This is a genomic window from Adlercreutzia sp. ZJ138 (assembly GCF_011038935.1).
In the GTDB taxonomy this organism is placed as follows: domain Bacteria; phylum Actinomycetota; class Coriobacteriia; order Coriobacteriales; family Eggerthellaceae; genus ZJ141.
On sequence record NZ_JAAKEA010000003.1, the window covers coordinates 110,867 to 132,408 of the forward strand.

The 21,542-nt window shown below is 54.6% G+C and carries 32 protein-coding genes; 14 read left to right on the plus strand and 18 right to left on the minus strand.

Features of this window, described 5'->3' with window-relative positions; all coding sequences use genetic code 11:
* Positions 1–55 precede the first annotated feature (55 nt).
* Positions 56–1,030 (minus strand): undecaprenyl-diphosphate phosphatase, encoded by a 975-nt coding sequence (locus G7Y43_RS02200; protein ID WP_165043592.1) that lies wholly within the window; start codon positions 1,028–1,030, stop codon positions 56–58.
* Positions 1,031–1,190: 160 nt separating this feature from the next.
* Positions 1,191–1,340, minus strand: coding sequence for a hypothetical protein (locus G7Y43_RS02205; RefSeq protein ID WP_165043595.1), 150 nt, complete (start codon positions 1,338–1,340; stop codon positions 1,191–1,193).
* An 86-nt stretch (positions 1,341–1,426) separates the two neighbouring features.
* Between G7Y43_RS02205 and G7Y43_RS02210 the strand changes: the two genes are divergently transcribed.
* From G7Y43_RS02210 to G7Y43_RS10640, 12 genes are all read left to right on the plus strand, one after another.
* Positions 1,427–2,665 (plus strand): MFS transporter, encoded by a 1,239-nt coding sequence (locus G7Y43_RS02210; RefSeq protein WP_165043598.1) that lies wholly within the window; start codon positions 1,427–1,429, stop codon positions 2,663–2,665.
* A gap of 265 nt (positions 2,666–2,930) precedes the next feature.
* A complete protein-coding gene (gene guaA / locus G7Y43_RS02215; RefSeq protein WP_165043600.1) occupies positions 2,931–4,568 on the plus strand; it encodes a glutamine-hydrolyzing GMP synthase in 1,638 nt (545 codons plus the stop codon).
* 423 nt (positions 4,569–4,991) lie between these two features.
* Positions 4,992–5,162, plus strand: coding sequence for a helix-turn-helix transcriptional regulator (locus tag G7Y43_RS02220; RefSeq protein ID WP_165043603.1), 171 nt, complete (start codon positions 4,992–4,994; stop codon positions 5,160–5,162).
* A gap of 20 nt (positions 5,163–5,182) precedes the next feature.
* Positions 5,183–5,455: a hypothetical protein gene (locus G7Y43_RS02225; protein ID WP_165043605.1), complete on the plus strand. Its 273-nt coding sequence runs from the start codon at positions 5,183–5,185 to the stop codon at positions 5,453–5,455.
* A gap of 11 nt (positions 5,456–5,466) precedes the next feature.
* Positions 5,467–5,862: a hypothetical protein gene (locus G7Y43_RS02230; RefSeq protein ID WP_165043608.1), complete on the plus strand. Its 396-nt coding sequence runs from the start codon at positions 5,467–5,469 to the stop codon at positions 5,860–5,862.
* Entirely contained in the window at positions 5,859–6,680 is an 822-nt protein-coding gene (locus G7Y43_RS02235) for an ATP-dependent endonuclease (RefSeq protein WP_165043610.1), read from the plus strand. The genes G7Y43_RS02230 and G7Y43_RS02235 overlap by 4 nt, the downstream gene beginning before the upstream one ends.
* A gap of 214 nt (positions 6,681–6,894) precedes the next feature.
* Positions 6,895–7,803: an Abi family protein gene (locus tag G7Y43_RS02240; RefSeq protein ID WP_165043613.1), complete on the plus strand. Its 909-nt coding sequence runs from the start codon at positions 6,895–6,897 to the stop codon at positions 7,801–7,803.
* A 210-nt stretch (positions 7,804–8,013) separates the two neighbouring features.
* A complete protein-coding gene (locus tag G7Y43_RS02245) occupies positions 8,014–8,184 on the plus strand; it encodes a hypothetical protein (protein WP_165043615.1) in 171 nt (56 codons plus the stop codon).
* 162 nt (positions 8,185–8,346) lie between these two features.
* Entirely contained in the window at positions 8,347–8,853 is a 507-nt protein-coding gene (locus G7Y43_RS02250) for a nucleotidyl transferase AbiEii/AbiGii toxin family protein (RefSeq protein WP_165043617.1), read from the plus strand.
* Positions 8,854–9,244: 391 nt separating this feature from the next.
* Entirely contained in the window at positions 9,245–9,769 is a 525-nt protein-coding gene (locus G7Y43_RS02255; protein ID WP_165043620.1) for a type IV toxin-antitoxin system AbiEi family antitoxin domain-containing protein, read from the plus strand.
* The gene (locus tag G7Y43_RS10635) at positions 9,766–10,047 is read left to right on the plus strand and encodes a nucleotidyl transferase AbiEii/AbiGii toxin family protein (RefSeq protein WP_241158114.1); all 282 of its coding nucleotides are present in this window, start codon (positions 9,766–9,768) and stop codon (positions 10,045–10,047) included. Before G7Y43_RS02255 ends, G7Y43_RS10635 begins: the two co-directional genes overlap by 4 nt.
* The gene (locus tag G7Y43_RS10640; protein ID WP_241158115.1) at positions 10,044–10,316 is read left to right on the plus strand and encodes a hypothetical protein; all 273 of its coding nucleotides are present in this window, start codon (positions 10,044–10,046) and stop codon (positions 10,314–10,316) included. The genes G7Y43_RS10635 and G7Y43_RS10640 overlap by 4 nt, the downstream gene beginning before the upstream one ends.
* A 774-nt stretch (positions 10,317–11,090) precedes the next feature.
* On the opposite strand, the gene G7Y43_RS02265 is transcribed toward G7Y43_RS10640, so the two are convergent.
* The 5 genes from G7Y43_RS02265 to G7Y43_RS02285 form a co-directional block, all read right to left on the minus strand.
* Complete coding sequence (locus G7Y43_RS02265; RefSeq protein ID WP_206215075.1) at positions 11,091–11,891, minus strand: hypothetical protein; 801 nt, start codon at positions 11,889–11,891, stop codon at positions 11,091–11,093.
* Between the two features lie 131 nt (positions 11,892–12,022).
* Positions 12,023–12,496 (minus strand): hypothetical protein, encoded by a 474-nt coding sequence (locus G7Y43_RS02270; protein ID WP_165043622.1) that lies wholly within the window; start codon positions 12,494–12,496, stop codon positions 12,023–12,025.
* Positions 12,497–12,525: 29 nt separating this feature from the next.
* Positions 12,526–12,828, minus strand: a complete 303-nt coding sequence (locus G7Y43_RS02275; protein WP_165043624.1) for a hypothetical protein — start codon at positions 12,826–12,828, stop codon at positions 12,526–12,528.
* Between the two features lie 11 nt (positions 12,829–12,839).
* Positions 12,840–13,442: a hypothetical protein gene (locus G7Y43_RS02280; protein ID WP_165043627.1), complete on the minus strand. Its 603-nt coding sequence runs from the start codon at positions 13,440–13,442 to the stop codon at positions 12,840–12,842.
* An 89-nt stretch (positions 13,443–13,531) separates the two neighbouring features.
* Positions 13,532–13,777, minus strand: coding sequence for a DNA-binding transcriptional regulator (locus G7Y43_RS02285; protein WP_165043629.1), 246 nt, complete (start codon positions 13,775–13,777; stop codon positions 13,532–13,534).
* 136 nt (positions 13,778–13,913) lie between these two features.
* Between G7Y43_RS02285 and G7Y43_RS02290 the strand changes: the two genes are divergently transcribed.
* Positions 13,914–14,354 carry an Arc family DNA-binding protein gene (locus G7Y43_RS02290; RefSeq protein WP_165043632.1) on the plus strand — a complete coding sequence of 147 codons (441 nt, stop codon included), beginning with the start codon at positions 13,914–13,916 and terminating at the stop codon, positions 14,352–14,354.
* Positions 14,351–14,680, plus strand: a complete 330-nt coding sequence (locus G7Y43_RS02295; protein ID WP_165043634.1) for a hypothetical protein — start codon at positions 14,351–14,353, stop codon at positions 14,678–14,680. The genes G7Y43_RS02290 and G7Y43_RS02295 overlap by 4 nt, the downstream gene beginning before the upstream one ends.
* A gap of 70 nt (positions 14,681–14,750) precedes the next feature.
* Here the strand turns inward: G7Y43_RS02295 and G7Y43_RS02300 are convergent, their stop codons facing one another.
* The 11 genes from G7Y43_RS02300 to G7Y43_RS02350 all read right to left on the minus strand — a co-directional run bounded on the left by G7Y43_RS02300 (position 14,751) and on the right by G7Y43_RS02350 (position 21,532).
* On the minus strand, positions 14,751–14,936 hold the full coding sequence (locus G7Y43_RS02300; protein WP_165043636.1) for a hypothetical protein: 186 nt from the start codon (positions 14,934–14,936) through the stop codon (positions 14,751–14,753).
* 41 nt (positions 14,937–14,977) lie between these two features.
* The gene (locus tag G7Y43_RS02305) at positions 14,978–15,199 is read right to left on the minus strand and encodes a holin (protein WP_165043639.1); all 222 of its coding nucleotides are present in this window, start codon (positions 15,197–15,199) and stop codon (positions 14,978–14,980) included.
* A 72-nt stretch (positions 15,200–15,271) separates the two neighbouring features.
* Positions 15,272–15,706, minus strand: coding sequence for a carbohydrate-binding protein (locus G7Y43_RS02310; protein WP_165043641.1), 435 nt, complete (start codon positions 15,704–15,706; stop codon positions 15,272–15,274).
* Position 15,707: 1 nt separating this feature from the next.
* Entirely contained in the window at positions 15,708–15,941 is a 234-nt protein-coding gene (locus G7Y43_RS02315; RefSeq protein ID WP_165043644.1) for a hypothetical protein, read from the minus strand.
* Positions 15,941–17,074 (minus strand): hypothetical protein, encoded by a 1,134-nt coding sequence (locus tag G7Y43_RS02320; protein ID WP_165043646.1) that lies wholly within the window; start codon positions 17,072–17,074, stop codon positions 15,941–15,943. Before G7Y43_RS02320 ends, G7Y43_RS02315 begins: the two co-directional genes overlap by 1 nt.
* Positions 17,075–17,428, minus strand: coding sequence for a collagen-like protein (locus G7Y43_RS10745; protein WP_165043648.1), 354 nt, complete (start codon positions 17,426–17,428; stop codon positions 17,075–17,077).
* A 12-nt stretch (positions 17,429–17,440) separates the two neighbouring features.
* The gene (locus G7Y43_RS02330) at positions 17,441–17,752 is read right to left on the minus strand and encodes a hypothetical protein (RefSeq protein WP_165043650.1); all 312 of its coding nucleotides are present in this window, start codon (positions 17,750–17,752) and stop codon (positions 17,441–17,443) included.
* Between the two features lie 9 nt (positions 17,753–17,761).
* Complete coding sequence (locus G7Y43_RS02335; RefSeq protein WP_165043652.1) at positions 17,762–18,574, minus strand: N-acetylmuramoyl-L-alanine amidase family protein; 813 nt, start codon at positions 18,572–18,574, stop codon at positions 17,762–17,764.
* 99 nt (positions 18,575–18,673) lie between these two features.
* Positions 18,674–18,970, minus strand: coding sequence for a hypothetical protein (locus tag G7Y43_RS02340; protein WP_165043655.1), 297 nt, complete (start codon positions 18,968–18,970; stop codon positions 18,674–18,676).
* A gap of 29 nt (positions 18,971–18,999) precedes the next feature.
* Complete coding sequence (locus tag G7Y43_RS02345) at positions 19,000–20,448, minus strand: hypothetical protein (RefSeq protein WP_165043657.1); 1,449 nt, start codon at positions 20,446–20,448, stop codon at positions 19,000–19,002.
* A complete protein-coding gene (locus tag G7Y43_RS02350; RefSeq protein WP_165043660.1) occupies positions 20,438–21,532 on the minus strand; it encodes a hypothetical protein in 1,095 nt (364 codons plus the stop codon). Before G7Y43_RS02350 ends, G7Y43_RS02345 begins: the two co-directional genes overlap by 11 nt.
* Positions 21,533–21,542: the final 10 nt, after the last annotated feature.

Below are 21,542 nucleotides of genomic sequence, written 5' to 3' on the forward strand. Positions count from 1 at the left end.
TCCGACGTATCATGCGGCAAGCGCGCTACGGCAAAAGTGTTACGGCAAAAGCCCCTTACGGCAAAAGCCCCATGGTTTCCAGTACGAAGTAACCAAGCACAAGCGCGCCTACCACAATACGATACCAACCAAACACCGTGAAGTCGTTCTTTTTGATGTAACCCATAAGGAACTTAATCGACACCACCGACATCACGAAAGCGGTGACAACACCCACCACCAACACGACAACTTCCGTAGTGGTCATGGCGATTCCCGCCAGCACGAACTTGACAGCCTTCAGGCATCCCCACCCAAACATAACAGGAATAGCCAAGAAGAACGTGAACTCGGCCGCCGCCGTGCGCGAGCAGCCACACAACATGCCACCGATGATGGTGGAGCCGCTGCGGCTGGTTCCAGGGATAATGGCGAGCACTTGGAAAAGACCAATCTTGAGTGCGGTCTTCCAATCGATGTCATCGACAGTGGCAACCTTGAACAGCTGCCGCTCGGCCGCCGCTTCAAGTTCGGCGTCCGACATTGCTACAGGATCACCGATGCGTGCATGCTTGCCGCGCGGACGCGTCATGCTTTGGGCTTCGGCGGAAAGCATCGACTTTACCTCGTTTAAGCGACGGCGATTGCGGCGTTCAAGCACAATAAAGATAACACCGTACAGCACAAGCATAGCCGCCACAGTCACCTTGTTGTAGAAATGCTCGTTCACCCAATCATCCAGCGCGAAACCAAAAACGGCGGCAGGAATACAGCCAACCACCACCATGCCCCACAGCCGCCAGGTCCTGCGGCGCTCATCAGGCGTCTTACGCGGACTAAACGGGTTGAGCTTATGGAAGTACAAAATGAGTACCGCCATAATGGCACCCAACTGGATAACCACCAGAAACAGCGCCAGAAACTCATCAGACACCTGCAGCTTCACGAACTCGTCAACCAAGATCATATGCCCGGTCGATGAAATGGGAAGCCACTCGGTAATACCCTCAACAATGCCGATGAGCATCGATTTCAATGCTTCGATAATCATAGTCGCGCACCTTTGCGATCGGTTTTGAGCGAAAACACCCACGCAGTATACCAATGCTCGCTTACAAGCCGCCGCCCATGCGAGCGAAACGCTGCGTTTATCCGCATTCCTTGCGTATTCTTCTTTCCCTGGCTCTTCCTCTGCCACCTTCCTTCTCTGGTCATTTCTCTTCCTCCGGATCATCCCCTTTTCCCTTGACTTTTCCCTTCTTCCCCTCCCCTTCTTTTCCCTTGACTTTTCCCTTCTTCCCCTCCCCTTCTTTTCCCTTCTCGTTTACTCCCCATGCATTTTCAAAATGACGAATTCTCATGCGCCATTTCGTGCGCAGACGGCGAAGTGCGCGGTATTATGCGCTGCAACAGGTAACTCCGATTAAGAAAGCGACGTGAAACCGGCATGGAAAACGCGATCCGTGCAACCAACAACAGCCGTGCAGGATTCGCCGTAGCGACCATAACCTTCGTGGTTGCTTTCGTGAGCAGCAACGTTCCCGTACCCCTGTACGCAACCATTCAGGCGGCCAACCCCTCCATCACCGACGCGCACGTGTCGCTCACTATGTTCACCTATCTTCTGGGCGTGACAGTGATGCTACTGTTCTCGGGCAGACTGTCCGATGCCATCGGCCGAAAAGCGCCCACCGTGGCCTGCATGCTGTTCGGGGCTATCGGCTGCGCAATGTTCCTGCGCATCGATGGGGCCGCATCGCTACTGACAGCTCGACTGATGCAAGGCATCGCCTGCGGGCTTGCCATGGGACCGGTAAGCGCGCTGATTATCGACTTAGCTGACGAACGACACGAGGCATTGGCGCGCACCATCGTCGGCACGTTCGCCATGCTGGGCGTATCAATCGGCTCGGTAAGCATCGGACTGTGGAACTTGGTGGTGACTGACTACGCTCCTGTACTGATTGCCGTCATCGTGCTGCAGGTTATCTGTGCGGCAGCCGTGCTCGTGGTACCCGAGACAGTGCCAAAAGACGAGCGGATCCCCTTGGCAAGCGTCGTGCGCGCTCCTATTTCTATCCCCAAGAACGTACGATCGGTGTTTCCCGTAGCCGCCATCGCATACGTGTCGGCATGGGGCATGGGAACCTATTACCAGGCGTTTAGCTCACTAGTCGCAGCTGACACATTCGGTAATATGAGCACATTGCTCGCGGCGATAGTCCTGTCGCTTGCCATGTGCCCAAGCTGCTTGGGTGGTCCTCTTGAAGCCCGTCTGCCGAAGGGAGTATCGCTTCGGGTGGGAATGTGGTTGTTTTTAGCATCGACCATTGCCATGTGCGTTTTCATGAGCACGACAATGCTCGTGCCGTTTTTGGCGTCGGTAGGCGTGTTCAGCTTGTCAATGGGAATCTCTCTGTCAGGCAGCTTGCGCATCCTGTTCGCCGCCGATCCTCATGCAGGCAGCGCGTCGATCATATCGTCCATCAACTTGGCGGCATACGTGGGGTGCAGCGTACTTAACGCCGGCATGAGCGCGATCGTGAACGACATCGGACTCTTCGGCACGCTGCTCGCAGTGTCGGCGCTCTGTGTGGCAAGCGTGTTTATGTGCGTGTTCTTGAGTAAGCGGATGGAGAAGCGCGAACAGCAAGTGGCGGCAAGCGTCAGCGGGCATGCGGCGTAGCGAAAGCCGCAGGCGAGCATGCTGGTTGCGGCAGGCGACCGCGAGCGCGCAGGTTATGGCAACAGGCGACTCCGAGCGCGCAGGTTATGGCAACAGGAACTGTGAGCGTGCGGCAAGCGCTAGCGAGTAAACCCGACGTCACACACCGACAGATGGTCTGCGCATTTCCGTGCCTTCCCGTATATTTCCGCGCCCTCTTTTCCGTATTTGTGTAAGATGGTCACGTTTGAATTATCTTGTTCCGCAGCAACCGAAGGAGCATTTCGTGGCCAGCACAGCACCCGATCAGAAAGTACTCGTTTTCGACTTCGGAGCCCAATACGGACAGCTCATCGCGCGGCGCGTGCGCGATCTGGGCGTATACTCGGAAATCGTTGCGTGCGACACCACCGCCGACGAAGTGCGCGCGGCGGCACCAGCGGCTATCATCTTAAGCGGCGGCCCGGCGAGCGTGTACGCCGAAGACGCCCCGCAAATCGACCCCGACGTGCTGGCACTCGGCATACCCGTGCTGGGATTTTGCTACGGACAACAGATTATGGCCGCGACGCTCGGCGGCAAAGTAGGCAAAACCGAGAAGGGCGAGTACGGCCCCGCGCCACTGTTCCGCTGCGCGGGTTCAGCGCTCTACGAAGGCACACCCGAGAAGCAGACAGTATGGATGAGCCATCGCGACGCCGTAACCGAAGCACCTGCAGGCTTCGTAGTAACAGCTACGACCGATGTGTGTCCGGTGGCTTCGATGGAATGCGCTGAGCGCAAGCTGTACGCCACACAGTTCCACCCCGAAGTGCGCCATACGCCGCATGGTAACAAGCTGCTGGAGAATTTCCTCTTCGGCATCTGCGGTCTTGAGCGAAACTGGAGCATGGATTCCATCATCGAGGACAGCGTAACAGCCATCCGCGAGCGCGTGGGAGAAGGCCGCGTGATTCTAGGGCTTTCGGGCGGTGTTGATTCAAGTGTGGTAGCCGCGCTGTGTGCCCGCGCCATTGGCAAGCAGTTGACCTGCGTGTTCGTAAATCACGGACTGCTGCGCAAGAACGAGCCCGAAGAGGTTGAAGCGGTGTTTACCGAGCAATTCGACGTGGATTTCGTACACGTGCACGCCGAAGAGCGCTACACACAGCTGCTGGCGGGCGTATGCGATCCGGAAGAAAAACGCCGGATCATTGGTACGCAGTTCTGGAACGAGTTCTTCGCCGTAGCAAAGAACCTTGCTGAAGACGGCAGGCCGGTGAAGTTTTTGGCGCAAGGCACTATCTACCCCGACATCATCGAAAGCGGCGCGCGCAAGACCGGCGGCAAAGCGTCTACCATCAAGAGTCACCACAACCTGATCCCGTTCCCCGAGGGTGTTCATTTCGATCTCATTGAACCGCTAGACCACTTCTTTAAAGACGAGGTGCGCGCACTCGGCACAGCGCTTGGGCTTCCCGATCACATCGTGCAGCGTCAGCCGTTCCCTGGCCCGGGTTTGGCCATCCGCATCATTGGCGAGGTGACGCCCGAAAAGCTGGAAATCTTGAAGAGCGCCGATGCTATTGTGCGTGAAGAACTGGACGCATACAATAAACAGCTGTTTGCCCAGATGGGCGCGCGTGATGGCGAGGTGAGGCGCGAAGCGGCGGGCGGCCCCGAAGTGGAGCGCCCCGTATGGCAGTATTTCGCCGTGCTGCCCGATATTCGCAGCGTCGGCGTGATGGGTGACGAGCGCACGTACGCGCGCCCCATTATTTTGCGTGCGGTAGAGAGCACCGATGCCATGACCGCCGACTGGGCACGCCTGCCCTACGACGTGCTCGCGCGCGTGAGTTCGCGTATTGTGGCGGAAGTGCCCGGTGTGAACCGCGTAGTGTACGATATAACGTCGAAACCGCCAAGCACGATCGAGTGGGAATAATCTACTAGCAAAAAGCACCCCGCCTGAACTGGCGTTTCCGCCCGCTGACCTGGGCAATCCTTACAATATATGATAGTCGCGCAGGTCAGGAGAGTGGTGTCATTGCCACCGGGTTGCCACCGTTTTTTGATAAAAATAATAATTTTGCACCGCGCAAGGCGGGCTGGTTGTCAATACCATCTATGTGGAATTTGCGCGCGGTTAGGCACATAAATTAGAGCTTGCGGAATGTCATGCCAATGACCTGATGGCTAGATTAGTTATAAGGTCTATGGAGTAGAATATGTTCGCATAGTGATTGGAGCTGTATGGCTAACGACAGCAAAATGCTCACGAAGTCAAAGAGCAAGATAAACAACGATGAGTTTTATACTCTGTTTGAAGACATAGCGGCTGAACTGCCGAACTATAAGGAGTACCTGAGTGGCAAGCGACTACCCTTCCCATCCTCCTAGGCTGGGAGAGCTCGTGAAAAGGCTCAGGAAGGCCTCGGGAATCACCCAGGAAGAACTTGCCGACGCTGCCGGCGTAAGCGTTTTCTCCGTGAGGAGCTACGAGCAGGGAAAACGCACGCCAACGATGAGCAGCGCGTAGCTATCGCCAAAGCGCTTGGCGTGCCGCCAGAAGTTCTGATCGATTTCGGCATCACCAATCCCAACGAGGCGTTTCATTATCTGATGGAACTTGCGCATATCTATTACATGGCGCCTCAGATGCGCAGCATCGGACCCGTTATTGCGATGGATGAGAATTTGATTGCTATCGGCCTTCCTAAGAGGTCCGACCTAACCAAGCTGCTAGGCGATTGGCACGTTGCCTGGATTGAGTTCCAGGAGACCGGTGACGCCGCAGCTTATCAATATTGGCAGGATCATTACGAGGGATAAGGAGAATCGAAGTGAGAAAAGTGACTTCTGAAGAAACTGCGAACGGAAGCATCCGCATAGTTATAGGGCCTAATGGATATGGAAAGACAACTTACCTCAACGAGGAAAAAGCGAGACGCGAAGAAGCTGGCGAGACCATATTTTTCATTCCATCGGAAATAAAACTTTTGGATGAGGTAAAAGATACCGTTGATTCTTCGCAAACAATGGAGTTTTTGCTTACGGAGCTTCTTGAGACGCCAGAATATCTAGCAAAAAGGGATGCATTGTTTGAGGAAGCCGACAGGATAATCGAGGGCAATGTCTGTCGGATGAATTTGTTGCTTGAAGAGATCCTTCTGCTGAACGGGTCAACTAGGTCAAAAGACTTTATTGCCCCAAACTCAAAACGGGTCGTAAAAACTTGATTTCCATAGGACAGGATGATGTCAAGAAAAAGATGGGCAGTGGCCAACGGATGCATCTTCTGCTAAAGCTGGCGTCGCAAAGCTGCAGAGATTACATATTTCTAGATGAACCAGAGAAATATTCCCATCCGTCTCTGTTGAACATAACCGCATCCCTCATCAATGATCTCGTGAATAAGGGTAAGCATGTCTATTTAGCAACTCATTCTCCCAAACTCATTTCAATGCTGACTTTTGATTATGCTGATTTGCGTTTGATTAACGATGACACCCATGCTTTGAAGGAAATTCCTTTCGACAGTGCCGTCGAGGAAGCCTCGGTGCATTTCAACGTTGGGGCAATGGAAAAGAAGTTCAAGCGCTATTATACAAGCGGCGCATCCCTAAAAGAGAGTATAGCGAGAAGGCACAACCGGTATTTTATTGAAGCATTGTTTTCAAAACGTATCTATCTCTGCGAAGGCGCAAATGATGAGCTATTAGTCAATGCCGCGCTGCAGAAATTCGGTGGCTACTACGGCGACTATAGCGTGTTTAAGGTGTGGGGTAAAACGAACCTTCCAGTGTTCGCGCAGCTATTTCAGGATTTGGGGATTGACCTGATATGTCTCTTTGATGTCGATGATGAAGCAAAACCTCGGCACAAAGAGGCGAATGCTGCTATTAGAGCAACTGTCCCAGCAGGAAAGATTATTGAAATGACTCCAAATCTCGAGGCCGAAACAGGCTACGTCGGGGAAAAAGCAGACGCTCTTGCTTTGATGGACCATCTTGAGGAGATAGAGCTTGATCATAAGTTCAACCTCTCCGAGATCTAGAGACGAAAAAAGCAATGGGATGAAAGCTGGAATCGTTGGGTGGGATTGCAGCATGATTACCATTTGTGAAATACCAAAGAAAAGCATTCACATTGCAGCGCTGCTGGTTTAAACTGGCTTCAGTGAAACAGTCCCCGTGGACTCTAAGTGAGGCGGGGACAAAGAAGGGTCGTTAGCTTGCTGGCGGCCCTTTGATTTTCATTAGGAGGATGAGTTGAAGGGTTTCAAGACAATTGAGGAGCAGATCGCTCTTCTCGAATCCAGGGGCATGATCGTCGGCAGCGATGCGGCAACAATCCTTCTTCGCGAAAACTACTACGCCGTCATCAACGGTTACAAAGACCCGTTTCTCGACAAAGCAGCAATGCAGTCAAGCGCCGATGACGTGTACCTTGCCGGAACCCGATTCGACTGGCTTTACGGTCTTTTCAAGCTCGACCGAGAACTTCGCCAAATCACCTTCAGCTACCTCATTCAGGCCGAAGCGGCGCTCAAGACAGCCACCGTCTACGCCTTCTGCGACAAGAACCGAGGTATCTCCGATTATCTGGACGAAAGCTCTTTCTGCGAGCCGAAAGACATCCTTGTCCCCAAGGCTTTCAGGAAAAACAAGGTCGCTTTGCATAAAGGAAACCTGCAGCGATTGATGGGAGTCCTCAAGGGCAAACTGGACCCCGATAAACCGCACAGGCCGTTCACAGAGCACTACCTTCAAGCTTACGGAGAGGTTCCGTTGTGGGTGCTCTCTAATGATTTGACCTTCGGCAACATGTCCCACTTCTATCAGCTGATGAAGAGGGGTGAGCAGAACGCTGTTTGCAAGCATCTGTCCGAAACGACGCTTCGAGGGACAAAAGATAAGAGGGTGACGCCCCATGACGTCTTGAGGGCGTACGAGGTTCTGGTTCATTTCAGGAACCTTTGCGCCCACGATGAACGTCTTTACTGCGCTATGAAAGACAACGATACTTACGCAACGATGCTTCGAGTCCTTGAAATCGCTCTTCCGAAAACCACCATTGAGACTATGAAGGGCGAATTACACGACCTTCTTGAGAAATATCAGGATCAGCTGCATGTGATTACGGTGTCTGATTTGCAAACTCAGCTTGGCTTGGATTAGCTTATCTGGGCTAGCTTCCATTTAGTTCCCAAGCACCATAAAGTCGGTAACGCTTGGGGGAAATTGTGCATACTTCGTTTGACTGGTGTAAACATAAGATTCAGCTTATCGCAGTAGAATAGAAGTAGCTTGTGCTTACGCAGCGAGCAATCCTCCACATGCAAACTCGTATAGAAAGTTGCCATTGTAAAACGTCAAGAAGGGCAGAATATGACAGATCGGCAATGGAAAGAACTTGCGAAGTGGTGTTTGGACAACGGACAACGAAAATTAACCAAAGATGAAAAGGAAATAATAAAAGCTGCAATTGATCAAGCGGACAGTTTGGAAGAAATGGCACAAATAGCCTCCCTTAGCTTGATTATTGATTCAAATAGGTAAACGTTTTGATTATTCGCGCTGATTGCTCTCACTGATTTCATATTTGTGCTCACCCATTTGCACCAGTGTGCGCACCCCGCCTAATAATCCGTTTTCACCAATGTGTTTGCTTCCTAGACTTGTTTAGTTTCGCCATCTAGATAAGGAAAGGAAGTGATTTGTATGGCAAAGAAGATAGACGCCAGGCTCGTCCTGGAGCTACTCGGCAAGGGTATGTCGGGAAGGGAGATATCCCGAACCCGACACATCGCACCACAGAGGCGTACGGTATCTCCCGATAGGACGTTCTGGGAAAAGGCGACCATCTTGCACAAGGAGACATTCCGCACAAACGGCAGGTTCCCTTCCAGGTATTCCCGTCACTACTACGACCTCTACAGGCTGGCGCATTCCAGTGTCAAAGAGAGGGCGCTAAGTGATACGGGGCTCCTTAAGAGCGTAGTTGATTTCAAGATGACGTTTTGTCGGTCGAACGCCGCTCGATATGATCTATGCGCTCCTGGAACGTTGAGGCTTGTACCTCCGGAAATTGCCATGCCTCTGGTTGAGCAAGACTATGCATCCATGCAAAACATGATATTTGGCAGTGCTCCTGATTTCAGTGAACTGATGTCGGGCATTTCGGAGCTTGAATCAGAGATCAATGACCTTGCGTCTGCAGAGGATTAGTTTTATGCGTATATCCGATGCCGATGTTAATTCCTAAGCGCTGTTTCGCAATGTATTGAGCGGTATGGAGTTAATCCTTGAGCACGGGTACGTCAATTCCTGGGCACTCTCATGATCATCCTGCATGGTAAAGACGACCGTGCTTGAGGCCGTACACGTGGGACGCCTCGTGCGCATTGCGCCGAAGAGCTACGAGGACCCGCTCGTAAGACGCGGCGCCTGAGGGTGCGAAGGGGCCTGCGAAAGCGTGCAGCCCTCATTTTCTCGAAGAATCACCAGTTCAGACTAACGGTGCCAATTTGGCACCGTTAGTCTGAACAGTCAGTTTCAACTTGTCGGCGCCATCACGTGAGCATTGCCAACTTGTATACATTTTTGCTAACATTCTGACATGACTCATTTTGATGACATATACGAGATCGCGGCGGACAACTACGGCCTTGTCACCACGGCGCAGGCCGAGGAGGTCGGAGCTACGAGGTCGGAGCTCGCTCGCTGGGCGAGGCTCGGGAAGCTCGATCGGCGGGGGCGCGGGCTGTACCGCATCTTGCAATGGGTTCCGACAGAGTACGACCGCTACGCCGAGGCGGTAGCCCTTGTTGGCGAGGAGGCCTTCCTTGTTGGCGACGCCGTGCTCTCGATGCACGGGCTTGCGCTCGTGAACCCCGCCAAGATCACGGTCGCAACACCTAACCGCACAAGGAAGGCCCTGCCCGAATGGGTGAGCGTCGTCCCAGCAAAGGACGCAGAACAGACGATATATGAGGGTATACCGAGTCAAAGCGTTTATGATGCTCTGGTGGCTTGCAAAGGGCGCGTGATGCCCGAGCGCCTGCTCGACGCCGCGCGCGACGCGAAAGAGCGGGGGCTTGTCAGAGACGACGAGTACAGTCGGTTGAGAAAGGAGCTAGCATGAGCAGGCCAAACAGCCGGAGAAACCTGGACATTGCCATCGAGCGCATCGCCGACGAGGGCGATGCCGTGCGGCTGCGCCGGTCGATGGCAAACGCCATAGTCGCCCAGATGCTCCCAGAGGGCGCGGTCAAGGGCGGAAGCGCGCTCAAGCTCAGGTTCGGGTCTTCCGCAACCAGGTTCTCGAAAGACCTCGACGCCGCGCGGTTGGCGGATATCAAGCAGTACGCGAAGGCGCTGGCGAATTCGCTGGAGGTCGGGTGGAACGGCTTCACGGGGTGACGGAAGAAGGCTCGTCGCGGGCGCACGACCTCGTCGACCTCCAGGTGCAGATCGCCGAGGGTGAGGTCAACTTAGCGGAGACGAGGGTGATCTGCGAAAGGCTCTTCAACTATCGAAAACTTCAAAGCTGGCCGCCCGTTGTGACTAGGGGTGAAGATTGGGAGAGCCTCTATGCTGATGCGGCTTTGGGGCTTCAAGTGCTTCCGACCGTGGATGAGGCGATAGACTGGGCGAATAGGCTCATTGAGAGCATCGATGCGGCGAAGTAGCATACGTAGCTTTTTGTTGTTCACTGTTTACGGGAATATGCCCTGCTCGGAGCTACGGTACCAATTTGGTACCGTAGCCTTTTCGGACAAGCGGGCGTCATCACGAGCGAACCACTTGATGCTATCCGATTGCTATGACATTGGGCGTGAACTCAATCTGAACTCAATCTGAACTCAGCATTTCGCGTTTGTGCTGGTCAGTGTTTTACTCCGCTATGCGGAATTTACTCCTTAGATATTCCAGGGGAGTAAATCTCCGGGAAACGGAAGCCCTCCTTCTGAGCTGTGAACTCAGTTAACGCGAAAGCATAGTAAAATACCAGCTCATGGGGCTGGTATTGATGCTTGGAATTTATTCCGGTGTCGTGCGTCTTGTTAGCTGTTTTGGGTGAGTTCACAACGATACTGTAACATCTGAACACGCATAGGAACGTGCGACACGAGATAGACGAAGTTATACGCATAGCACGGAAATCAAATACCGCGACGATCGAATGGGAATAACCTGCTAGCAAAATGCACCCCGCTTGAACTGGTGTTTCCGCCCCCTGACCTGGGCAAACCTTACAATATATGATAGTCGCGCAGGTCAGGAGAGTGGTGTCATTGCCACCGGGTTGCCACCGTTTTTTGATAAAAATAATAATTTTGCACCGCGTAAGGCGGGCTGTATGTCAATAGGTTCTGCGCGCGGGTTTTGTGGAGTTCGGGCTGATATAAAAAGAGCGCCGAAGGGGATTTCCTCCGGCGCTCTCGTGTGTCTTGCGGTTTTGTTTAGTAGCCGATGACTTCGCTTTCGACTTCCTGGATGACCTCCGCGGGAATCCTATCGACCGGGAGAGTATAGACGGTGCCGAGCCGCGGGTTGAAGAAGCCGAGCTTTTCTACCTGTTGATACTCTGGGTGAATGGAGTGGAGTCCCAGCCTCCAGTAAATCAGCAGTTGAAGCGTGTGCTTGTTGGTCGGCGGCTTGACCGACACCTTGAAGTCCCAGATTGTATCAGCGGTCATGAAGTCTCCGTCGCCCGTTGCGATGGTTGGAGTGTATCCGCCTTCGAATGTCATGCCGTCAAGGACGACCGGACCGTATTGCTGGAAGAACTTGCGGGAGCGGGAGACCATCTCTTGTATGTTGTATATAGTCGCTTTGTTAGGAAGTATCTCCTCGACGGGCTTGTATCCCATGGGACCCGCGCGGAATAGGACATCATAGCCAGCCGCCTGGCAGGCAGCGGTGATAGATGCGTCATCGTATCCGGTGATGTTTGCGAGTATGTTCTCGCATTTGTCGGTTTCGTCAATGAGCCCCGCACCCGCGTGGGATATCTTAAAGGCTTCCTCGACGGGCGAGCCCTCAAGGAATCGTGTCAGGTAGTCGACAGCCAAGCCGACCAAGCCGGCATTGATGTTCTCCTCTGTGTGGTCGAGGAGTGGCTTCATGTCTGGGAGCTCTACGCAGTCGAATTCCTTGGGCTTGATATAGCCGCCTCGGGGCTGCTTGACTGCTGGGATTCCCATCGCTTTGATACCATTGATTCGCTGGGTTACTGATACTCCATAAGCTGGTGCTGCCATGTTGCTTCCTATCGTTGAACTAACTGGTTAATTATCTCATGACGGGCGGGGCGCGTGTAGTCTAAATATAAAAGAACGGAGCGGCTTGTCTGTCCGCTCCGTCGTCGTGTGATGGTGTTCATCTGCCTGGGCTATCCTTCAAGCCATTCTATTTGCTCGCGGGTGAGCTCGTGGACACGATGACGCCTGTCGGGCTTCGACGGGGTGTCGCGTCGCTCTCGCGCTGGCTGTGGTTGATGGTGCCAGACGCAGACGCATGGTTCTTCTACTCCCCACTCTGCTTCCTCGAGCAAGCGCCGGGAGTTCTTGGCTGCTCGGATGACATCGCGTATGCGGATATTGTTTCTGGTAGTGAGGTTCGTCGTGGGCGGCATCGGGGGGAGGTCGGCGAGAATCCCCTCCGTGATTTGGATGATTTTTCGCAGGTCCTTCTTATACAGCTGTGCGATTTCGGTGTCATAGCCCTCGAGGACGCCGATGCTTACCATCAGGTCGTAAAGGAAGTTGTTATTGTGTAGGTCAGCGACCACTTTGCTGTTGTCTGTCGCAGCACTGGTCACGCTGTAGCCTTTGCTCACCCTGAAATAGAGCATATCGAATTCCATTTGACTTTCCTTTCGTGTCGCGGGGGTGGTTATGCTACGAGCGCCTCGAGCGCCGAGAGCTCGAGGAGGATGCGGTGAACGACCTCTGGGGTCGTCGGGCAGACATCCAAGTCGAAGCGGCTGATGAATACCGCGCCGGCATCGTGTCCAGTGAAGTGGAGCAGCGTCGCGGCGTTCTCCGCCGTCGATTGAACCTCCTTTTTGGTGAGGTGCTTGTCATAGAAGACCACGAGCTCCACCTCGTTGCGGCAGCAGATATAGGCGCTGATATTGTTCTGTGGGATGAATTTAACAGCATAGCTCCGGCACTGGTCGTAAGTCATCTTTGTCATGGTCTTTCCTCCTAGATGAACGGTTTCGCCGGCTTGTCGAGAATGGGCATTATCGAGCCTATCCCGCGCGCTATGACGACGCTGCCGAGGTCAAAGGAGGTTGGCATTCCTATGACCGGCACGAACGCTGTCGGTGCGGCGTTGAGGAGGTCCTGGCGGTCATACTGCCAGTCCTCTTTGTGCTGTCCAACATAGAGCATATAGAGCATATCGAAGGTGTAGCCGCTCCCGTCGCTTGCTTGGAATAGCAGCGCGTGATAGACCTGGACTCCATACCTGTTCTGTGCTCGCTTGATGATGTCTTTGACGGGAGTGTCGTTCCATGTTGGTTCGTCGTCATCGACCCGGCAGAGCGTGCTCATGAATCCGTTGGCTTTGGACAGACAGAGGGAGTTCTCTCCGTCATTTTGGAAGCTCTCGGCGCAGCCCTCGGGCAGGACTTCGAGCAGTTCGAGCATGCGAAGGCGTTGGTATGCTTCCTCGCGCATTTCCTCGTGGCTTGCGATTGCGTCGTCTGTGATTTCCTCGTCGTCCAGGTTGTAGAACTCATACCATGCTGGGATGTCGTTTATCCAGTTGCGTGCCATCGCTCGTGTCATCTTCGTCATCGTCATTGAATTCCCTTTCGTATCGTGTCTGAAGCAGCCCGGGCGGCTACCTCCTCTCGTGCCGCCCGGTTGGTGATGTTGTTGTCGTCGTAGTATTAGAGAGAGACGGTGCCGAGCACCATTTCATTGAGGTTGATGGTGATTCCGTATGCCGCGCGGAACGAGCTGACGATGTGGAACAGCGTCTCTGCGTTCGGCGAGCACTTGCCGCTCTCCCAGATTTTGACCATCTGCTTCGTGCGTCCAGTCATCTTGGCGAATTCGTCGCGGCTGAGGTTGTAGTGCTTGCGAAGGATTGCGATGTTCGTCGCGGTGTTATCGAGGCTCTTGCACATTGTCATCACTCCTGTTCCTTGCTTACCTTGTGGCTATATTATATACCAATGTATTACATTAGGCAATAGGGGACGGGAATATATTTTGGAAATTCTTGCCGAATGTATTACTTCCGGTAGAATGGACTATGAAGGAGGCGATATGACGAATAGCAGAGAAGAGAAGGTCCTCGACGCCGGCTCGGCTGAGCTGGTCAGCGCCGAGGAGAACAGACGGCACGGTCCTGCCGACGCCCGGGCGCGTGTGATGAATGATGCTAAACGGGGATACAGGAAGCGGGCTTCCGCGGACGATAGCGTGATGGTGTCGTTTAGGATACCGCGGGAGCTGAAGGCTCGAGTGAAGGAGGAGGCGGACGCTAACGGTCGTAGTCAGAGTGAGCAGATGATAAACAGCATTGAGGACGGACTGTCGCTTGGGAACGCTGTCGAGGCTGTGCGGGAGTGTTTGAGTAAGTTCCCGCCGCCGTTCGCCGCCGTGGGCTGGGAGCCGTCATCGAATGAGTGTATGTCCTTTATCTTGGAGGCGGTTGATAATGCTATCCGCCGACGGGAGAGTCAGCTCGGGGAGGAGCAGGCATGAGCATTTGGTTGAGTGTGTCCTACGAGGATTGCGACCTGGAGAGCGACGAGCCCGGCGAGGACTTCGATGAGGAATACACCGTGGAGAGCGCTCGGGAGGCTGCTGTCGCTGTGAACTCGTCGTTGTATAACCTAACGCCGGACGGGCATTCCGTCATTCTCTCCGGCTTGGTTATGCGTGTTGATGACGGACCGCTGCTCGAGCTGGACGAGCTTGCCGGCGCGTGCGACCACGAGGAGTATCTATACGATACCATCGACTACTTCCCGCCGGAGGATATGGAGGACTTCGTCGCCGCCGCCCGCCGTCTGTCGCAGCCGTCGTGAGTCTCCTGTCGTCTTAAGCACGAAAAGACCCCGCCGCTCGTTGAGAGAGCAGCGGGGTCTTATTGGTTGGTTAGTCTTCGAGCGGGTTGAAGTCGCTGTCAAGGAATTCTGCGAATTCGAGGCGGTACGCTTCGATTCCATTCCAGCCGCATTTCGGGCATGAAGCGTAGTAGTAAATCATGTCATCATTTGTATCGTCCGAGTCGTAGTGGAGATAGACATCGCATTGTGGGCAGTGTCCTGGACGTTGACTCATTTTGCCCCCTCGTGTCGTGGTTGCTTGTGGTGTGTATTGTACTACGCCGCGTCCTCGGCTTTGCCCTCCGCTTTGACCTCCGGCAGTCCTGCGACGCTTGTGAGCACGGAGAGGATGCCGGCGAGCGCGGCGGTGCTTGCGACTACTATCCAGTCGACGTCCGTAAGGGCGGCGGATACTCCTATGGTTGCGACCGCTGTCTGTGCCATCGTCTTGACCGCCCGGACTCCAGCCGCCTTTGCCCATGCTTTGATGTTATCCATTGTTAACTCCTAACAATAAAGAAGCAGCCGATGGCTGCTGTGAGTTTGCTTCCGTTGTGCTTGGTTGTCTGCCTATATGACGCGCTGCCATCCCGATAGGAATGCCCCTGGCGACCATACATTGTTGTTGATTACGCTCATATATTTCTTGCCTTCGTAGAGAACGATGTCGCCGAGCATATACGCGTTCGTGCTGTCCGGCTGCTGCCATTCTGTTGGCTCGTCGTCGTCCACACCGAGCACGAGAGCAAGCAGGGACGGCGCGTCGGCGGGCGTCCAGTCCGTCTGTGAGGTGTGCTCTTGGAGGACTTTGTAGAGCTCGCCGTTATACCGGACGCGGTCGCCAATTTTATATTTGCTGCCGTCGCCGGTCCATTCCGGGAATGCTGTGGGCACGGTGATTGCTGTCTCGTCGTCAAGCAGTTCGGCGTGTTCCTCGATGAATTTGCGGAAGGTCCTTGCCATCGTGATTATCTCCTCGGGAGTCATGTCTTTGATGTTTGTCATGCTATTCACCCCCGAGCATTATCTTTGCCGCTTGGACGAGCACCTTGTCGTTGTCTATCGGGTCGGGCTCGGGTGCGACTTCGATGATGTGCGTGCTCTCCGTGTAGGTGCGCGGGTAGTCGATGGGGTCCCAGGCTTCCTGGTATTCGGCGCCGTTCTCGTTCTGGATGATGTAGTACCCGGCGTCCGAGTAGGTGCGGGTGAGCCCGTCGTGTGTTTCAACTTGGATAGCCATTATGCTGCCTCCTCGGGGGGTTGCGGTGGGACCATTGCGTCGTTTATGCGTTGCCACAACTCGTCTGTCATTTCGCTCTGGGGTTTTATGTATTCAGCGTGCAGAACCCAGTTTGTTGCGTTTTTGTATTCTTCGAGCAGATGGTCCGGGACGAATATCTGTAAGCTGTCTGGTGTATAAGAGCCGGAAATGTAGACACCACCTTCGAGAGCGCATGCGCCGGTGCTGTTCTCGTTGCCGATGACTATGGTGAGTGATAAGCAGTTCGCATTATTTGTAAAGTTGGCGGCGAAGCTCTCGCACTTCGGTATGTATATGCAGCAGTCCTTTGTCGTCGTGGTGCCGGCATTATAATAGTAAACGAGCGGGCAGGATGCGTAATGTCTTGCCCTTACTTGCTTTACGAGTTCGGGATAGCAAGCGGTTTTGAAGTTATCGACTACCATCATCTGTCCGCCTGTTTGATACATCAATTTTGGAAAGCATGCAATTTCGAGTCCGAATTTATACCCGCCGGTAAAGGTGAAATAGCCCCGTTCGGTGCCTGTAGTTGCTGTAGCCGTACCGTCGCCAACGCGTTCGAGGTTTTCGAGATACAAGTTCTTGAGACCGGGGCAGTTATAGAGCAGTGGTCCGCCGCTAATTTTGGCAGACTCCAAGACGGTTATTGCCGGAAGTGATAGGTATTTTAGATTCAGGCAATCGCTCACTAATGTGTCGTTGTACCCGGTTTCGTTAAGGCTCGGCAGCGTTAGAGACTCTATCGGAGCGTGTGATAATAGAGCAGTATTACCGATACGTTTCAACTTCGGAAGATTGACATGCTTGACTGATTTAAATGTAGTTAGGGCGTCTGTATCGACTGTCTCCACGTTTGGTAGGTTGATGCTTGTTATATTTCCACCAGATAAAGCAGGTGAAAGTGATGTCAATGCTCCGCAGTTTGTTTCATTCAGCTCGGTGAGTGTCCCTCGTGCATATTCTGCCAGGTAGTTCTCGCCCCCGCCGGTCTCTATGCCGGCGATTTCTGCCGCCATCTCGCCGGGCGACATCTGTGCCGTGCCGCCGGTCTTCTCTCGTATAGCGTCGGCGATGTCCTGATAATGTTGGCTGTCGGTGATTCCTATCGTCATTTAGAACACCCCCGCGTCGAGGTTGTTGAGCCGGGAATAGACAGCGTTGGCGATGGTGTTCGTGTCTTCCTGGGTAAGCACATAGGCAGGTCCCTGCGGACCGGTTTCTCCCCGTGGTCCCGGCTCTCCCTGGATACCTTGGATGCCTTGCTCGCCGCGCGGTCCCTGCTCGCCTTGGATACCCTGCGGTCCCTGGGGTCCCGGCTCTCCCTGCGGTCCCCGCTCGCCGCGCTCTCCTTGTGGTCCTTGTGGTCCGGGCGCGCCGTCAATTCCGTCTCGTCCGTCCTTGCCGGGGAGACCAGATGCGCCGAGTTCGAGCAGCGGGTCCTTGCTAACTGTTAGTTCTATCTGCATATCTGCCGCCCCCTATATCTCTTGGTAGTTGAGTATTTCGTCGATGGATATGCTGCCGATGCTCGTGGCTATGACTTCCGTGCCCTTCGAGGCGCGGAGCTGAACCTTCGCTTGCGTGCCGGGTATCAGCGCGCGCGTGTCCTCCTGTGGGAGCGTACAGGTGATGAGACATCCGTTCTCTGTCGCCTGTGCTGTGAGTTGGTCGCCAGCATATACGAGCTTGATGTGCTTGTTCTGGACCGTGAGCTCGAGCTTGTAGGAGGTTATATCCTCATCAATAGATACATAGAGCGTCGGCGTGGTTGTCGGTCTTATGCTGTTCATGTCGTGCTCCTAACGGGTCTTTTTCTCGATGGCATCGAGGCGCTTCAATATCTCGTCGAGCGTGTTGACCATGCGAGCGGTGTCGAGGTTCGTCCAGGACTGATAGTCCTGTGCCCACATTTTTTGCCGGGTGCCGTCCTTCTTTTCGATTTGGTATTTCCAGACTGCGTCGGCGGTCTTCTCGGGTGTGCGGTTCGCCCTACTCCATGCGCCGTCCTGGTGCGCCCAATAGAGGTGCGCCCAGGCGGGCTCGTTGTTGATGATTTTGTTCCAGACCGCGTCGGATATGCGGTTGATGTCTTCCGGTGTCACGATGTCCTCCTTGGTCGTGATGGTCCTCCATAGGTTGAGCCATTTCTGTTCATTTGCGGGTCCGGCATACGGTGCCGGGCATAGCTTCCGGGATGCGTCGTAGTGCCTAACGACGCGGTGAGCCGGCACGCCGTAGTCCTCCATGAGTGCTACGACGAGAGCATGGAGGCTGTTGACCTGCGCCTGTGTGAAGTCCTCGCCGGCGCTTACGACTTCGATGCCGACCGAGTAAGCGTTCGATATGCCGTAGCGCCCGCCGCCGTCTCCGCAGTGCCAGCTATAAAAGTTCCTGGGGTCAGCGTTGAACTGCCATATGCTGCCGTCCTTGTCGATGAACCAGTCCGCCGACGCATTCCTGTTCGTCGAAGAGAAGTAATTGACATTGTTCTCTGCGGGTGCTGTCGTCCCGGTGTAATGGACGACTATATGGTTTATCTGCCTGCCGGGCTTGCTGCTGAGGTTGTATTTGGTCTGGGCTCGTGAGCGGTTAATGGGTGGATAGTTCGCCATTTCTGTGCTCCTATATAATTATTCAGGCAATGCGAAGCAACGCCCCCAGGGCTCGCTGCCTGCCGGGGGCGTCGTCGTCTGTCTGGTGTGATGTTGTTGCTATTCGTGCGAGTGGTAGAGCCAGTCGATTCGCTGCTCGCAGGACATGATGCGCTCGTCGAGTTTGGCTATTGCGATACTGTGCTGGTCGTGGTTGTCATTCTTTTTCTCCTGCTTCTCGAGCTTCTTGTCTATCTCGTCGAGGCGATGCAGGATGAGTTCGTTGTTCTGGGTCATTGCGATTTGGTTGGTTTCTGCCTGGTTCTTCGCTTGCAGGTACATCGGTATGGCGCCTATCAGCGCGCCGAAGAGCGCGGATATGCCGCCGATGATTGCAACGATTACGTTCGCGTCCATATGCGCTCCTCGTGGTCGTTTGCTGTTGGTTATTCCGAGCTGATGTAAGTGAAGCCGCCCGTGATGACGCCGTTCGCGGCTATCGAGGTTTCGCGGGATACTATTTTCAGGTTGCCGTTCGTATCTACATTGGGAAAGCATGTTCCTGTGGTGTTGTCGATTTTCAGGATTCCGGTCTCGCCAGCCCTGATTGCTCTCGGGAGATTCGTGGCGACTGTGTTCAGTGCGGAGTAGGTTGCGAGCGCCTGTTTGAGTTTGAGCCATATAAAGACCTGAACGATATGTCCGCTCTTGACCCATCTTACCGTTCCAGATGAGAAGTATGCTGTCGATATGGTGCCATCGCCCTGCGTGATAGTGTCGAGCACCTGCCCGCGCGTGATATACAGGTCGTTGTCATATAGGTCTATACCTCCGTCCGTAACGGAGAGCGTGTTCCTTCTGTCGGTGTTGCTTGTACCGCTTCCGACGGTGAAATATGCGCCGCCTATCGGCGTTGCGTTGTATTGCCCTACGACCATTCCCGTGCTTGCGTTTATGCCCGTGCCGTGAGCCCAGGCGCCTGAGCCGGTCGCCTTACTGTCGATGCCTGATGCATGTGAGAACGCGCCCGCTGCCGAGCAGTCCGCGCCGAATGCTTGTGCGTATGGTCCTTCCGCCTTGCAGCCCGCGCCGCCGACGAACGAGCCGCTGCCAGGACTTCCGTCTCCGTAGTCGACCTGCTCGCCGAAATGGAAGAACGGAATCCATTCGCCGCTCCTGGTGCCGTTGGCTGTCATTGCGTTGCCGATGTGAGCTAGGAGTCCGTAAGCGCTGAACATGTCAATGCTGTCTTTATCAAGTATGACGCGCGGACCTGTCTTACGTCCGATTGTTGTGATATCGCCGAACAATGCGACGATGTTGCCGTCCTCGTTGCCAACGCCGTCATATACTGCGAACCCGCTCGGCGTCATAGCCGTACGAAGGATAGTACCGTCGCGAAGCATAATGCCGACCGAGTTCGCCAGCAAGTTGGGTCCCTGGTCGGGCTCGCTCGGTGTGGTGGCAACATGCACGCCGTTATCATCAGTGAAGAAGTGCTGGTTGGTGGCTTCGCTTGCCGCCTGTGCTTCCCCTGCTATCCGCTCCGCCTGCTCTGCCGCCTGTGCTGCTGCGTCGATGTCCGCCTGCGTCCTGTCCCCGCCGCCGATGACATCGGTGACCAGCGGAGTGGTGATGACCTTGTTGCCGCTCGTGGTGATTGTGACGGTGTCTCCCTCGAGGACCTTGACGCTCGTCGGCACTTCGACGATGTTCCCGCCGTTGCCGTCGGTAATGACGGTGCCGCCGATTTCGACCCTTACCAAGCCGTCGGCGCTGTCGCTTACGGCGGTTCCGACGATGGTGTCAAGCGTCTTTGCCGACGACCTGTCCTCGAGCCTGTTGCCGCCGACGAGCGGGAGCACATCGGAGATGGTGTTCTTTCTATTCGCCATAGTCGCCTCCGCTCGTCTCTTTCAGCACCAGCTCCATGTCAAGGTAAGGTCCGTCGATAGTGATGGACTTCACCAGACACTTTCTTATGCCGGCGTATTCGTCAAGCTCGTCGTCGAGGTCGAGCTCGATGACGTCGCCCTCCCATAGTCCTGGGATGTACTTCGTGCTTATCGTCCATTCGTTGCGCTCGTTCGCCTGCTCCGCCAGCCGCTGTCGAGCTATTGCCGCCAGCCGTTCGGTAGTCCTCGGCGAGAGCTCGCTGACCGTCTCATACTTTGCGACGATGAAGCCGCGTGCTGCCGCCGCCAAGTTGTTCGCGACGGCGAACATGTGGTGCTCGCTCGTCTTGCCGTCATCGCTCGTCGTGTAGTCGTGGGCGACGATGTACTTCGATGGTATCTCCGCCCAGTGTGATTGTCTGCTGATACCGTTCTTTATGACACCGCGCTCGTCGTTCTGTGCGAGCCGAAGCCTTGGCGTCTTGCTGTCGGGTGATACATATTTATCAAGCCGGACGCGCCCGTGCCCGTCGACTTCGAGTCGGTTGTCGGATATGGAACAGAGCTCGTATAGCCGAGCAAGCCTGGACGCTCCAGGCGGCAGCACCTGCGTGCTGCTGAATCGGTAGTCGTTAGCCTCTGTGAGCACGCTGTCCTGTTCGCTCTTGCCGCCTTCCTGCAGTGTCGTCCTTACCGCGTCGAGCAGGCGAGCCCCGCTGCCTATGACGAGGTTGTCCGGGCAGAAGTCGAGGGAGAGAGCGTGGAGTTGTGATATGAGGTCGAGGGTTTGGATATATGCTCCGTTGATTCGCTGCCCGCTGTCGTTATCGACGGCGAATGTACCGAGCTCGTCTTCGTTACCGTTCTCGTCCTCGACCGTGATGCGGATATAGCTCCCTTTGATGTAGTTGCCGTCGACCGTCGTGAGCGTCGCTGATACTCTCGTGTCCGTGTAGTAGTCGGCGTCGATGGAGAGAGATGACCAGTCGACCCCGGTCATCTCCTCGTAAATGTCATCGAGGTTCGTGGGCGGTATCATATAGGCGTGGAGCGTGTAGGTGATGGTCGTGTCTTTGTAGTCCATCGGCGCTCCC